The sequence below is a fragment of the Streptomyces venezuelae genome, assembly GCF_008642315.1.
Classification (GTDB): domain Bacteria; phylum Actinomycetota; class Actinomycetes; order Streptomycetales; family Streptomycetaceae; genus Streptomyces; species Streptomyces venezuelae_D.
This window is the reverse complement of record NZ_CP029192.1, coordinates 6,299,683-6,312,501: the sequence shown is the minus strand read 5'-3', so window position 1 is coordinate 6,312,501 and position 12,819 is coordinate 6,299,683. Positions and strand designations below refer to the sequence as shown.

Genomic DNA, 12,819 nt, shown 5'->3' with positions numbered 1-12,819 from the left:
TCCGTGGTCAGCCCCCGCGCCGCACCCGAGCCGCCCTGCGCGCCTCCGCGAGCTTGCGGGCCTCGGCCGTCTTCCGTGAGGACGACTTGCCGCCACCCTTGCCGCCCGAGCCGCCGGGACCCTCCTTGGTGCTGCCGAGGCCGCGGAAGGGCGCGTTGTGGTTCTTGGCGCGGCCCGCGCCACCGTCGAGCGGGGTGCCCGAGGGGGCCTTCGCGCCGGTGATCCGGGACAGCTCCGCCTCGCCCGAACGCACCTTGGTCGTCTTCGGCTCGACGCCGGCGTCGGCCAGCACCTGGACGGTCTCGCGCCGCTGGTTGGACAGCACCAGGGTGACGACGCGGCCGGACTCGCCGGCGCGTGCGGTGCGGCCCGCGCGGTGCAGGTAGTCCTTGGGGTCGGTCGGCGGGTCGACGTTGACGACGAGGTCGAGGTCGTCGACGTGCAGACCGCGGGCCGCGACGTTGGTCGCCACGAGAACGGGGAGCCTGCCGTCCTTGAACTGCGCGAGGGTACGCGTGCGCTGCGGCTGGGACTTGCCGCTGTGCAGGGCCTCGGCGTGCACCCCGCTGTCCCGCAGGTGCTTGGTGAGGCGGTCGACGGCGTGCTTGGTGTCCAGGAAGAGCAGGACGCGGCCGTCGCGGGCGGCGATCTCGGTGACGACGGCGTACCGGTCGGGGCCGTGGACGACGAGGACGTGGTGGTCCATCGTCGTGACGGCGCCCGCGGACGGGTCGACGGAGTGCACGACGGGGTCGTTCAGGTAGTCGCTGACCAGCTGGTCGACGTCCCGGTCCAGGGTGGCCGAGAACAGCAGGCGCTGCCCGTCGGGCCGCACCTGGTCGAGGGCCTCGGTGACCTGCGGCAGGAAGCCCATGTCGCACATCTGGTCGGCCTCGTCGAGGACAGTGATCCGGACCTTGCCCAGTCGGCAGCCCCTGCGGTCGATGAGGTCGTGCAGGCGTCCGGGGGTGGCCACGACGACCTCGGCGCCGTCGCGCAGCGCGGCGGCCTGGCGGGCGATCGAGATGCCGCCGACGACGGTGGCCATGCGCAGCCGCAGCGCCTCCGCGTACGGCGTGAGCGCCTCGGTGACCTGCTGGGCGAGCTCGCGGGTGGGCACGAGGACCAGCGCGAGGGGCTGCTTGGACTCGGCGCGCCGCCCGGCGAGCCGGGCGAGCAGCGCCAGGCCGAAGGCGAGCGTCTTGCCGGAGCCGGTGCGGCCACGGCCCAGGACGTCCCGGCCCGCGAGGGCGCTGGGCAGCGTGGCGGCCTGGATCGGGAAGGGCTCGGTGACGCCGAGCCCGTCGAGCGTCCGCAGCAGCGCGCCCGGCAGTGCCAGCTCCGCGAAGGAGGAGACGGCGGGCGGGGCGGCGTCGGCGGGGGTGCCGGGGCGGTCGTCCTGGGGGGTCATGGCGGGCCTTCCGCATCGGGAGCGTACGCGTACCGAGGAAGGCCCGGCAGGCTGCGGCCCAGCGGGCGCGGGCCTGGGTGGTGCGCCGCTCCGGGCGGGCCGGAGCGGGTGGGGCAGACGAGCCGGGCTGTACGCCGGGTTCTGTACCGCGGGTCCTCGCGGACGTCGCGGTGACGGCCATCCATCTAGGGCCGGCATTGCTGCCGGCCTCGTGCGGTCTACCCGCGGACTCGGGCGGGCAGCCCTCGATCATCCGCGCAGAGGCGCCTCTTCCTGAGAAGAGGCGTCTCCTCTTGACCTTGCTCCAGGTGGGGTTTACCTAGCCGCCTGAGTCACCTCAGGCGCTGGTGGTCTCTTACACCACCGTTTCACCCTTACCGAGGGCCTTGCGGTCCCCGGCGGTCTGTTCTCTGTGGCACTGTCCCGCGGGTCACCCCGGGTGGCCGTTAGCCACCACCTTGCCCTGTGGAGCCCGGACGTTCCTCGGGAAGGGCCCCCGAAGGGGTCTTCACGCGGCCGCCCGCCCGGCTCGTCTGCCGTGCCGACCATGGTACCCGCCGGTCCTGCCGGGTCGGCGCCGCGGCCACCCTCGCCGTCGCCGTCGCCAGGACCGATCCGGTGAGGATCAGGGCGAACGCCGCCACGACGTCCCCCGTCAGCGGCTCGGAGAGGAAGGTGACGCCCGCCGCCACCGCGACGGCCGGGTTGACGTAGGTGAAGACGACCGCGCGGGTCGGCCCCGCCTCCCTGATCAGTTCGAGGAAGACGACGAAGGCCAGCGCCGTGCAGATGACGCCGAGGCCCGCGAGGGACGCCAGGGTCGCGCTGTCGGGCATGGCGGCGGGCCGGGACGCCACGGCGGCCGGGGCGTAGACGAGCGCGGCCAGGGCGAGGCAGGGCGCGATCAGCTGCAGGGTGGGTACGTCGCGGAGGTGCCGGGCCACGATCAGGGGGGCGATGGCGTACCCGAGGGCGGTGAGCATCACCTCCGTGAGGGACCAGGCGTCGCCGCCCGTCAGGTGGGGCACCGTGAGGACGGCGACGCCCCCGAGGCCGAGGCCGAGGCCGGTGAGGCGGCGCGCGCCGAGGCGTTCCGTGTCGCCGAAGAAGCGGGCGAGCAGGGCGCCGATGATCGGGACGGCGGCGATGAGGAGCCCGGCCGTGGAGCTGGAGATGCGGCGTTCGGCATCGGTCAGGGTCCACCACGGACCGAGGATCTCCACGCAGGCGAAGGCGAGCATGGGACGCCAGTGCGTACTGAGGACGCCGGGGAGCCCGCCCTTCCGTACGGCGAACGGGAGCAGCAGGGCCGCGCCGAGCGCGCAGCGCGTGAAGACCACGAACGACGGGGACAGGTCGCTGTCGACCGCCACTTTGATCATGAGGTAGGGGATGCCCCACAGGACACCCATGAGGGAGAAGAGAAACCAGGCGCGTGCCGTCATGCGGGCAGTTTCGGCCGCGTCACCGTCCGGTGTCTTGAACGCTGTTGCGACGGACACCGCTGCCGCGGACGCTGCTGCGGTACGCCGCCGGGGTCACCCCCAGCACCCGGCGGAACCAGCGCGTGAGGTGCGCCTGGTCGGCGAAGCCCACGAGCGGAGCCACCTCGGAGGGGCGCAGTCCCGCCTCCAGGTGGGCGCGGGCCAGCGTCACGCGATGCTGGGCGAGCCAGGCGTAGGGCGGCATCCCCGTCGACGTACGGAAGGCGCGCAGCAGCTGGTAGCGGGAGAGGCCGAGCGGGGCGGCGAGTTCGGTGAGGGTGGGCGGGGTCAGCAGCTCGTCGGCGAGCCGGCCCCGCACGGCGCGGGCGATGTGGTCGGCGCCGGGGACGCGGTCGTCGAGGGGGCGGGCGGTGCCGTGCCTGCGGGCGAGGGCGGCGAGCAGCCACGGGATCCTGGACTCGGCCTCCAGCGGGTCGGCGTGGGCGGCCAGTTCGGTGTGGGCGGCGCGCAGGGCGGCGGCGAGTTCGGGGTCGTCGACCACGGGGTCGCGGAAGTGCGGTGCGGCGGTGGTTCCCTCGGCGAGGAGGGGCGGCGCCGGGTACATGGCGCGGTAGGCGTAGCCCCCCGCGGCGCCGGGGCCGCCGGTGTGCACCTCGCCGGGGGCGAGGACGACGATGGAGCCGGGCCCCACGTCGAGCCGCCCGCCGCGGTAGTCGATGACCTCCCGGCCCTCCACACAGACGCCGACGCTGAACTCGTCGTGGCAGTGCGGCGCGTAGCGGTGCCGGTCGAAGCGGGCGGTGAGGAGGTCGAGGGGCGGGGTGCGGGGGCCGAGGGGGGCGCGGGCCCAGACGGCTTGTTCGCGGGGCTGGCTGCCCGCTCTCGTCATGCCGTCGTCCATGCGCTGTCCGCTCCCCCGGTGGATCACCGCCGGTACCGTCCCTACGGCCCGTGCGGCTCACGTCGTCTCACCGGTCCAACGCCCGCGAGCCCCTCTTCCATGCCGCCCCGAGGTCGACGCCCTCAGGGAACCGTCCGTGGATCTCCAGGATCACCATGCCGTGCGCGAACGCCCAGGCGGCGCGGGCCAGGTCGGTGTCGCCGCCGCAGACCCGCATCAGGGGTGCCGCGGCCCGCTCCTCCAGGCCCTGCGGCAGGGCGTGGCGCGGGAGGGGGCGTTCGGTGGCCAGGCGGTAGAGGTGGGGGTGGCGCAGGGCGTAGGCGCGGTAGGCCTCGGTCAGGGCGTCGAGGGAGCCGGGGGCGGTGGCCTCGGCCTCCTCGCAGGCCGCCGCCGACTCGTCGAGCATCTGCGCGACGAGCTCCACCTCGACGGCGGACTTGTCGGGGAAGTGCTTGTAGAGGGAGGGGGCCTTGATGCCGAGCCGGTCGGCGAGCGAGCGCATCGTGAGCTTCTCGGCGCCGGACTCCTCCAGGAGGTCGCGGGCGGCCGCGACGATCTCTCTGGCGCGGGGGGTGAGGCGCTCGTTCTGGTCAGACACGCTGGAAGCCGTCCTTCGTCCGCAGTCCATAGCCGAAGGCGCGATCGTACGAGATGTGGGCGAGCCACCCGCACAGGGCGGCGAAGGCGGGCGCCCAGACGACGGGCGTGAAGGTGTAGAGGGCGATGAGCGCGAGAGGGAGCAGCGCGCGGTGGGCGGTGTTGTAGTACGGGACGGCGCGGGGCGGCAGCTGGCCCTTCGCCATGTGGGGGGCGTCCCGCAGGCCCACGAGGAACGTCAGATCGGGGGCGATGAAGAACGCTCCGGCGAGCAGGCCCGCGAGCCAGCCGTGGTTGACGCCTTCGAGCACGGCGAAGGCACTCCAGAAGAGCGCGTTGGCGAACCAGGCGGTACGACGGGTGACGGCGAGGGCGCGCTTCGCGGGGGTGCCGGGGGTGTCGACGGTGTTGGCGGTGCCGGTGGGGGTGTGGGTCAGGGTGCTCATGGGGTCCTCCTCCGAGGTTCGGGCCTTGCGGCTACACGGGCTAACTTTGTTAGCTAGAACGTATGGCTAACAAAGTTAGCCGTCAAGGGGTGGGGGCGGAACTCTCCGAGGACGGGCCCCGAACACCGCCCGCTCGGCGCTTGACCTTGCCGCAGCGTCAACGTTTCTACTGAGCTCATGCGGATCGGAGAACTCGCCGGCCTGGTCGGCGTCACCACGCGCGCCATCAGGCACTACCACCACCAAGGCCTGCTGCCGGAGCCCGAACGGCGCCCGAACGGCTACCGCGAGTACGGCCTGCGGCACGCCGTCGCCCTGGCCCGCATCCGGCGGCTGACGGAGCTCGGCCTCGGCCTCGCCGAGGTGCGGGACGTCCTGGCGGACGACGCGGGCCGCGAGCTGACCGAGGTCCTCGGCGAACTCGACGCGGACCTCGCGCGGCAGGAGACCGCGATCCGCGAGAGCAGGGAACGGCTGCGGTCGCTGCTCGACGACGCGGAGCGCGGCCGCCTCTCGCCCGAGGGCCCGCTCTCCCCCGAACTGGCCGCCTTCTTCGGCGAGCTGGCGCACTCGGCCGAGGGGCGGCCGGGACCGGAGTCCGCGATGGCGGCGAAGGACCGCGAGTTCCTCGTCCTGCTCGACACCACCGCGTCACCGGAGGACCGGGACGCCTTCCTCACCGCGCTCCGCCCGGCGTTCGAGGCGCCGGGCGCGGTCGAGCGTGCCCACGAGGTGTACGCGCGGCTCGACGCGCTGGCCGACGCCGACCCGGCGGATCCGCGTACCGCCGCCGAGGTGGACGCGGCAGCGCGGACGCTCGCCGCCATGCTGCCGGACTCGCTCCTCGCCGAGATCGGCACGGAGGGCGTGCTGGCGGTGGCCGACGGCCGCGGTGTCCGCGACGACGGCTTCCTGGAGGCCTTCTTCGCCGACTTCGCGCCCGCGCAGGCGGAGGCGGTACGCCGCGCGATGCGGATGCTCGCGGAACGCGGCACGGAGAAGGAGACCGGACCATGAACTCCCGCACGGCCCGAACCACGAGCCCCCGCACGAACCGGACCCCGAGCCCCCGCACACGACTCCGCCGATGGAAGGACCGGCTCACGGCGATCACCCCGGCCCCCCTCCGACACCTGGCCGGGCACGAACTCCGCGTCCTGGTCAGCCTCGTGATGTGGGTGGCCCGGCGGCGCCACGGGGTGGACCGGGCGGCGGGGGAACGCGCCTTCGGGCACGCCCGCGGCCAGGCGGCGATCATGTACGGCCTGACGTTCGTCTGTGTCGTCGAGGCGTTCGGCATGTCCGTCCTGCTGCGCGGCTTCCCGGCCGCCCACGCCGTGATGCTGTTCATCGACGTCTACAGCGTGATCCTGATGGTCGGCATCCACGCCGCGTCCGTCACCCGCCCGCACGTCCTCTCGCCGGACGCGCTGCGGGTGCGCCAGGGTGCGCACCGGGACCTGCGGATACCGCTCGCGCTGGTGGACACCGTGCGCGCCGAGCGGCTGTTCACGCACGAGCCCGCCGACGGCGTGCTCGCCCTGCCGGTCGCCTCGACGACATCACTCACGCTCACCCTGACCGAACCGGTCACCGCCGTGGGTCTCCTGGGGAAGCGGCGCGAGGTGACGACGGTGCGGCTGCAGGCGGACGAGCCGCGGCGGCTGCACGAGGCCCTGAAGGAACACCTGGCGGCCCGCGCCGCCGACCCCTCTCACGCGGGCGCGAACTGAACCTTCGCCGCGCCGGGGTCAGCCCGGGTGAGCCGGACCCGCAACCGCTCGCCCAGCGGCAGCCCGGCCGAACCGCCCTCGATCCGGGCCACGATCGCGGGCTCCGTCAACTGCACGGTCCCGACGGCCGGTTCGCCGTCCTTGACGTCCACCACGACCGCGTCGAACATCTCGCCGACCCGCCCCTGGAGCAGGGCGGCCTCCACGATGTCGACGCACTCCCGCTCCACGGTATTGCCGCGCCGCGTGCCCTCCGCCATCTCCTTGGGCAGCTCGTCCAGGGCGGCGAGCGCCCACTCCGGAGGCGGCGCCTCCGCGCAGGCCGCGAGGCAGAGCTCGGCGGCGTAGCGGTCGACGAGGCGGCGCAGGGGTGCGGTGCAGTGGGCGTAGGGCGCGGCGACGGCGGCATGGGTGGTGAGCTCGGGCAGCCGGCCGTCCCGGAACGCCGTGTAGCCCGCGCCGCGCAGCAGCGTCGTGCACTCCTGGAGGAAGGCGGCGTGGTGCGGGATGCGGGGGTCGAGGGAGCGTACGAGCTGCGCGTACGACACGTGGTGCGGCCAGTCGATGTGCAGGGCCTTCGCGGTGCGGCGCAGGCGGCCCACGGCGCCGTCGGGGGCGGTGGGCAGGGTCCGCAGGACGCCGGCGCCCGAGGCGAGCATGAGCTCGGCGGCGGCCATTCCGGTGAGCAGGGAGATCTGTGCGTTCCAGCCGTCGGCGGGGAGCGGGGCGCGGAAGCCGAGCTCGTACGTTCCGTCGCGCTCGACGATCTCCTGCTCCGGTACGTCGAGGGAGATGCCGCCGCGCTCGACCTCCAGCCGTTCGCGCAGCCGGCCGATGTCCCGCAGCAGCGCGACGGGCTCCTCCGCGGTGCCGCCGTCGATGGCGGACTGCACTCCTTCGTAGTCGAGCTTGGCGCGGCTGCGGACGAGGGCGCGCCGCACGTCGGTGCGCTCCGCCCGTCCGTCCTCGTCCAGGTCGATCGTCCACAGGGCGGCCGGGCAGGTCTGCCCGGGCAGCAGACTGGCGGCGCCCTCGCTGAGCGCGGTGGGGTGCAGGGGGACCTTCTCGTCGGGGAAGTAGAGGGTGGTGACGCGGCGGTGGGCCTCGGCGTCGAGGGGGCCGCCGGGGGTGACGTACGCGGCGACGTCGGCGATCGCGTACGACACGCGGAACCCGCCTCCGGCCCGCCGGGCCAGGTGCATGGCCTGGTCCAGGTCGACGGAGGCGGGCGGGTCGACGGTGAAGAGGGGCAGGTCCGTGGCGTCGTACTCCGGGAGTCTCGGGGACGCGGCGGCGCGGGACGCCTCCGTGAGGACGTCGGCGGGGAACTCCTGGGGCACGTCCAGTCTCGTACGCAGGTCACGCAGCGCCGCCCGCAGCGGGGCGTCGGCTGCGCCGGTCACGCGGAAGTGGCGGCGAGGCATGTGCCGAGCGTATCCGGGCTGCGCCCGGCTTGTACGGTTTCGCACCCACCCGTTCACCCCGCACCGCCCTGCGGGAGCAGGGGCGCGAACCCGGCCCCGGCAACCGGCCCCACGCGCCCCGTACCCTTTCGCAGGGGCCGCACCCCTCCCCCGTACCCCCTAAGGAGTCCCACCGTGCTCGTCCTGCTGCCGCCGTCCGAAGGCAAGGCCTCCTCCGGTCGTGGTGCGCCGCTCAAGGCGGAAGAACTGTCGCTGCCGGGTCTCACCGAAGCGCGGCAGGCCGTTCTCGACGAGCTCGTCGAGTTGTGCGCCGCGGACGAGGAGAAGGCCCGCACCGTGCTCGGCCTCAGCGAAGGGCTGCGCGGCGAGGTCGCGAAGAACGCCGCGCTGCGCACCGCGGGCGCCCGCCCCGCCGGCGAGGTCTACACCGGCGTGCTCTACGACGCCCTCGGCCTCGCCTCCCTCGACACCGCCGCCAAGCGCCGCGCCACCCGCTCGCTCCTCGTCTTCTCCGGCCTGTGGGGCGCCGTCGGCGTGAACGACAGGATCCCCTCGTACCGCTGCTCGATGGGCGTCAAGCTGCCCGGCCTCGGCGCACTCGGCGCGTACTGGCGTACGCCGATGGCCTCCGTCTTGCCCGAGGCCGCCGGCGACGGTCTCGTCCTGGACCTCCGCTCGTCCGCGTACGCCGCCGCGTGGAAGCCGAAGGGTGAGGTCGCCGGCCGGACGGCGACCGTCCGCGTGCTGCACGCGCAGGTCGACGAGGAGACCGGCGCCGAGAAGCGGTCCGTGGTGTCGCACTTCAACAAGGCGACGAAGGGCAGGATCGTCCGGTCCCTGCTGACCACGGGGACCAACCCCGAGGACCCGGCGGAACTGGTCGAGGCGCTGCGCGACCTGGGGCACGTGGTGGAGGCGGAGGCGCCCACCAAGGCGGGCAGGCCGTGGGCACTGGATGTCGTGGTGCGCGAGATCCACTGACGGGGCAAGCCGAACCCGGAGACCCCAGCTCAAGCCCGTTGCAGTATTTGCAACGGGCTTTGCGCATGCTGCATGCCTAGGTGCAGGATGCCCCCATGACCTCTCCCGCGTCCGCCTCCGCCTCCCCGTCCCCCGCCTCCGTCCTCGACCTCGCCCCCGTCGTCCCCGTGGTCGTCGTCTCGGACCTCGCCGACGCCGTGCCGATGGCGCGCGCCCTCGTCGCGGGCGGGCTGCCCGCGATCGAGGTGACCCTGCGGACGCCCGTCGCACTCGACGCGATCTCCGCCATCGCCGCGGAGGTCCCGGACGCGGTGGTCGGCGCGGGCACCGTCATCTCCGCACGGAACGTCTCCGAGTCCGTCGAGGCGGGCGCCCGGTTCCTCGTCAGCCCGGGCTGGACGGACACGCTGCTGGACGCGATGCAGGGCTCCGGCGTGCCGTTCCTGCCGGGTGTGTCGACGACGTCGGAGGTCGTGGCACTGCTCGAACGCGGCGTACGGGAGATGAAGTTCTTCCCCGCGGAGGCCGCCGGCGGCACCGCCTACCTGAAGTCGCTCGGCGCCCCGCTGCCGCAGGCCCGGTTCTGCCCGACGGGCGGCATCACCCCGGACTCCGCGCCCTCGTACCTCGCGCTGAAGAACGTCGGCTGCGTGGGCGGCAGTTGGATGCTGCCCGCCGACGCCGTCGCCGCGAAGGACTGGGACCGCGTGGAGTCGCTGGCCCGCGAGGCGGCGTCCCTGCGCTAGTGCCGGCGCACACGTACGTGCATGGGTGCACGCATGCGTACGTGCATGCGTACCCGCATGACGTCAGCGCAGGTACGACGTGTCGTTGAGGAGGCGCAGCGACGCGTTGCCGTCGGCGTAGTACGCCACGGCCGACACCGAGGCCGCCGAGAGCTCCATGCGGAACAGGGACTCCGGCGGCGCGCCGAGCGCGAGCCGCACCAGCGTCTTGATGGGCGTGACGTGCGTGACGAGCAGGACGGTGCGGCCCGCGTGGGCACGGGTCAGACGGTCGCGCGCGGCGGACACGCGACGGGTGACCTCGGCGAACGACTCGCCGCCCGGCGGCGCCGCGTCCGGCGAGGCCAGCCAGGCGTTCAACTCCTCCGGCGAACGCTCGCGCACCTCGCCGAACGTCAGCCCTTCCCACGCCCCGAAGTCCGTCTCGCGCAGGCCGTCTTCGAGGTGTACGTCGAGTCCGAGACGGGCGGCGACGGCGTGCGCGGTCTCCTGGCAGCGCTTGAGCGGCGAGGAGACGATCGCCTGCACAGTGCCGCGCGCGGCGAGCGCGGCGGCGACGCGTTCCGCCTGCTCGCGCCCCACGTCCGACAGGGCGGGATCGGAGCCGCCGCTTCCGGAGAACCGCTTCTCGGGCGTCAACGGGGTCTCGCCGTGCCGCAGCAGCACGAAGGTCGCGGGCGTACCGAGATCGGCGGGCGCGGCCCATCCGGCCCGCGGGGCCCGCACGGCGCTGCCCGAGGCATTACCGGCGGCCCGGGCGTCGACAGCCTCCGCCACGGCGACACCACCGTCACCCGAGACTCCGCCGGCAGCACCGGCGCTGACACCGGCACCGGCAGCCCCGCCGCCCCGCCCCGCCATCGCCGCCCGCGCGAGGGCAGCCCCCGCCGCCGCGTCGCCGGGCGGGCCCGTCGGAGCCTCCGCCGCCGAGCGGGCCGCACGCGCGTCGAGCTCCGCCGTGGACGCCGACGGCGACCACTGCTCCCCCCGCTTGCCCGCGTCCATCGCCTCGTTCGCGAGCCGGTCCGCGTGCTTGTTCCTGTCGCGGGGGATCCACTCGTACGTCACCTGGGACGAGGGGAAGATCCGCGCCGCCTCCGCCGCGAGCGGCTTCATGTCCGGGTGCTTGATCTTCCAGCGGCCCGACATCTGCTCGACGACGAGCTTGGAGTCCATGCGCACGTGCACCGAGGCGGCCGGGTCCAGCTGGTGGGCGGCCTTGAGACCGGCCACCAGGCCCTTGTACTCGGCGACGTTGTTCGTCGCGACGCCGATGTACTCCGCGGCCTCCATCAGGGTCTCCCCCGTGGCCGCGTCGATGACGACCGAGCCGTAGCCCGCGGGCCCCGGGTTGCCCCGGGAGCCGCCGTCGGCCTCGACGATGAATTCGCGCATGTCCAGAGGTCCTTACGTCCCTACGCCCTTACGTCCTTACAGGCCGGACTCGGACGTACGGACCAGGATGCGACTGCAGTTCTCGCAGCGCACCACCGTGTCCGGGGACGCCGCCTTCACCTCGTTGACCTCGGTGATGTCGAGCTCGAGGCGGCAGCCCTCGCAACGCCGCTGGTGGAGCCTGGCGGCACCGATGCCACCCTGCTTCTCGCGCAGCCTGTCGTAGAGCTTGAGCAGGTCGGCGGGGATGGAACCCGCCACGACCTCGCGCTCCTTGCCGACCGTCGAGGTCTCGCCGTCGAGCTCCTCGAAGGCGGCGTCACGGCGCGCCGTGGCGTCGTCGATCTTGGACTGGACCGACGAGACCCGGCCGGTGAGCTCGGTGACGCGCTCCTGCGCGGACTCGCGGCGCTCCATGACCTCCAGGACGACGTCCTCCAGGTCGCCCTGGCGCCTGGCGAGCGAGGTGATCTCCTTCTGGAGGTTCTCCAGGTCCTTCGGCGAGGTGACGGCGCCGGAGTCCAGGCGCTGCTGGTCGCGGACCGCGCGCTGGCGGACCTGGTCGACGTCCTGCTCCGCCTTGGTCTGCTCGCGGGCGCAGTCGCTCTCCTCGGTCGTCGCGGCGACGAGCAGGTCGCGCAGCTGCGCGAGGTCCTTGTTCAGCGACTCGATCTCGGCGTGCTCGGGCAGCGACTTCTTCTTGTGCGCGAGCTGCTGCAGGCGTACGTCCAGGGCCTGGACGTCGAGCAGTCGGATCTGGTCGGCGGGCGCGGCGTTCAGTTGGGGGCTCCAGTTGAGTCGTGAGGTGCGGCCGCGTGGGCGGTCCAGGGGTCGGTGACCGTCTTCGAGACGTGGACGCGCAGTCCCCATCCGTGACGGTCGGAGATTTCGTCGAGCTGCGCGGCGGCCAGTTCGCACCACGGCCACTCGGTGGCCCAGTGCGCGGCGTCGAGCAGCGCGAGCGGGGTCTGCGCGCGGGCCTCGGAGACCGGGTGGTGGCGCAGGTCCGCGGTGAGGAACGCGTCCACGCCCGCGGCGCGCACGTCGTCGAAGAGGCTGTCGCCTGAGCCGCCGCTGACCGCGACGGTCCGGATCAGTGCGTCGGGGTCGCCTGCGACGCGGATGCCCTGCGCGGTCGCGGGCAGCCGCTTCGCCGCGCGCCCGGCCAGCTCGGCGAGGGTCACGGGGTGGTCGAGCTCGCAGACCCGGCCGAGGCCTCGGCGGCCCCGCGGGTCGGCGGGGTCCGGCACGAGCGGCCGTACGACACGGAGGTCGAGCGCGCCCGCGAGGGCGTCGGAGACGCCGGGGTCCGCGCGGTCGGCGTTGGTGTGCGCGACGTGCAGCGCGACGTCGTGCTTGATGAGGTCGTGGACGACCCGGCCCTTGAAGGTGGACGCCGCGACCGTCGTCGTACCGCGCAGGTAGAGGGGGTGGTGGGTCACCAGGAGCTGGGCTCCGAGCGCGACTGCCTCGTCGGCGATCTCCTGGACGGGATCGACGGCGAAGAGGACGCGGGAGACCTCCGCATCGGGGTCGCCGCAGACCGTGCCGACCGCATCCCAGCTCTCGGCCAGATCGGCGGGCCACAGGGCGTCGAGCGCGGCGATGACTTCAGACAGACGGGGCACGGAGAAAGGCTACCTTCCCGCTGCGCTCGGCATGTCGTGCGTTACTTACCGCTACGGGTCGGCTACGGACCGGCCCGCGACCCGCGCCCCTGGCGGGGCCAGCCATCACCGA

At 73.8% G+C, this 12,819-nt stretch carries 12 protein-coding genes, 1 other RNA gene and 1 pseudogene; 4 read left to right on the top strand and 10 right to left on the bottom strand.

Features of this window, described 5'->3' with window-relative positions; genetic code table 11:
• Positions 1–7: 7 nt before the first annotated feature.
• The 6 genes and pseudogenes from DEJ48_RS27690 to DEJ48_RS27660 all read right to left on the bottom strand — a co-directional run bounded on the left by DEJ48_RS27690 (position 8) and on the right by DEJ48_RS27660 (position 4,800).
• Positions 8–1,411 (bottom strand): DEAD/DEAH box helicase, encoded by a 1,404-nt coding sequence (locus tag DEJ48_RS27690; RefSeq protein ID WP_150218944.1) that lies wholly within the window; start codon positions 1,409–1,411, stop codon positions 8–10.
• A gap of 114 nt (positions 1,412–1,525) precedes the next feature.
• Positions 1,526–1,943, bottom strand: an RNA gene (gene rnpB, locus DEJ48_RS27685) — RNase P RNA component class A.
• 130 nt (positions 1,944–2,073) lie between these two features.
• Positions 2,074–2,856 (bottom strand): annotated as a pseudogene (locus DEJ48_RS41115) (DMT family transporter); the annotation flags it as partial.
• Between the two features lie 19 nt (positions 2,857–2,875).
• On the bottom strand, positions 2,876–3,757 hold the full coding sequence (locus tag DEJ48_RS27670) for an AraC family transcriptional regulator (RefSeq protein WP_223832226.1): 882 nt from the start codon (positions 3,755–3,757) through the stop codon (positions 2,876–2,878).
• A 67-nt stretch (positions 3,758–3,824) separates the two neighbouring features.
• Positions 3,825–4,355, bottom strand: a complete 531-nt coding sequence (locus DEJ48_RS27665) for a TetR/AcrR family transcriptional regulator (RefSeq protein WP_223832225.1) — start codon at positions 4,353–4,355, stop codon at positions 3,825–3,827.
• Complete coding sequence (locus DEJ48_RS27660; protein ID WP_150218942.1) at positions 4,348–4,800, bottom strand: DUF4260 family protein; 453 nt, start codon at positions 4,798–4,800, stop codon at positions 4,348–4,350. Before DEJ48_RS27660 ends, DEJ48_RS27665 begins: the two co-directional genes overlap by 8 nt.
• A gap of 177 nt (positions 4,801–4,977) precedes the next feature.
• Between DEJ48_RS27660 and DEJ48_RS27655 the strand changes: the two genes are divergently transcribed.
• Both DEJ48_RS27655 and DEJ48_RS27650 read left to right on the top strand, forming a co-directional pair.
• A complete protein-coding gene (locus tag DEJ48_RS27655; RefSeq protein ID WP_150218941.1) occupies positions 4,978–5,817 on the top strand; it encodes a MerR family transcriptional regulator in 840 nt (279 codons plus the stop codon).
• Positions 5,814–6,533, top strand: a complete 720-nt coding sequence (locus DEJ48_RS27650) for a hypothetical protein (protein WP_223832223.1) — start codon at positions 5,814–5,816, stop codon at positions 6,531–6,533. Before DEJ48_RS27655 ends, DEJ48_RS27650 begins: the two co-directional genes overlap by 4 nt.
• Here DEJ48_RS27650 and DEJ48_RS27645 read toward each other — a convergent pair.
• Positions 6,515–7,957, bottom strand: coding sequence for an RNB domain-containing ribonuclease (locus DEJ48_RS27645; RefSeq protein ID WP_150218940.1), 1,443 nt, complete (start codon positions 7,955–7,957; stop codon positions 6,515–6,517). The two genes, DEJ48_RS27650 and DEJ48_RS27645, sit on opposite strands and share 19 nt — an antisense overlap.
• A gap of 174 nt (positions 7,958–8,131) precedes the next feature.
• On the opposite strand from DEJ48_RS27645, the gene yaaA reads away from it, so the two are divergent.
• Both yaaA and eda read left to right on the top strand, forming a co-directional pair.
• Positions 8,132–8,938 (top strand): peroxide stress protein YaaA, encoded by an 807-nt coding sequence (yaaA, locus tag DEJ48_RS27640; RefSeq protein WP_150218939.1) that lies wholly within the window; start codon positions 8,132–8,134, stop codon positions 8,936–8,938.
• A gap of 95 nt (positions 8,939–9,033) precedes the next feature.
• Positions 9,034–9,684: a bifunctional 4-hydroxy-2-oxoglutarate aldolase/2-dehydro-3-deoxy-phosphogluconate aldolase gene (gene eda / locus DEJ48_RS27635; protein WP_150218938.1), complete on the top strand. Its 651-nt coding sequence runs from the start codon at positions 9,034–9,036 to the stop codon at positions 9,682–9,684.
• 63 nt (positions 9,685–9,747) lie between these two features.
• Here the strand turns inward: eda and DEJ48_RS27630 are convergent, their stop codons facing one another.
• The 3 genes from DEJ48_RS27630 to DEJ48_RS27620 are packed head-to-tail and all read right to left on the bottom strand — an operon-like array spanning position 9,748 to position 12,707.
• Positions 9,748–11,079, bottom strand: a complete 1,332-nt coding sequence (locus tag DEJ48_RS27630) for a bifunctional RNase H/acid phosphatase (RefSeq protein ID WP_150218937.1) — start codon at positions 11,077–11,079, stop codon at positions 9,748–9,750.
• Positions 11,080–11,115: 36 nt separating this feature from the next.
• On the bottom strand, positions 11,116–11,859 hold the full coding sequence (locus tag DEJ48_RS27625) for a zinc ribbon domain-containing protein (protein WP_190538060.1): 744 nt from the start codon (positions 11,857–11,859) through the stop codon (positions 11,116–11,118).
• Positions 11,856–12,707, bottom strand: a complete 852-nt coding sequence (locus DEJ48_RS27620; RefSeq protein ID WP_150218935.1) for a Nif3-like dinuclear metal center hexameric protein — start codon at positions 12,705–12,707, stop codon at positions 11,856–11,858. Before DEJ48_RS27620 ends, DEJ48_RS27625 begins: the two co-directional genes overlap by 4 nt.
• Positions 12,708–12,819 lie beyond the last annotated feature (112 nt).